Genomic DNA, 336 nt, shown 5'->3' with positions numbered 1-336 from the left:
ACAGGCGGGACACGACCTTCGTCGATCGGGCCTCCTGGATGCCAAACGATATGCAGTATACGCTCGGAAGGGTCATGAACAAGCTGCCGGGCGAGTTTCAGCAGATTCCGTATGTCGATGCCTGGGGGCGGCAGAAGAGCACAGGGAACCCGGCAGAGCGGTCATTCAACAACTTCCTCAATCCGGCCTACACGTCGAGGGAAAACGAGACAGAAGCGGACAAGGAGATCCAGCGGCTGCTGCGCGCCGGGCAGAGCGGCGTCGTACCCAAGCGTACCCCACAGAGCGTCGAGGTTACCTACAAGGAGAATCCCAAGGATGCGGAGAATCAGAAGC

At 59.5% G+C, this 336-nt stretch carries 1 protein-coding gene; it reads left to right on the top strand.

Annotated features, from left to right (window positions below):
* Positions 1–50: 50 nt before the first annotated feature.
* Positions 51–336: hypothetical protein (locus NE547_RS18715; protein ID WP_256176635.1), on the top strand; the 286-nt coding region annotated here is incomplete at its 3' end.

The organism is Flavonifractor sp. DFI.6.63, assembly GCF_024462255.1.
Taxonomy (GTDB): Bacteria; Bacillota; Clostridia; order Oscillospirales; family Oscillospiraceae; genus Lawsonibacter_A; species Lawsonibacter_A hominis.
The sequence above is the reverse complement of the archived record's forward strand: the minus strand, read 5'-3'. Positions and strand labels throughout refer to the sequence as shown.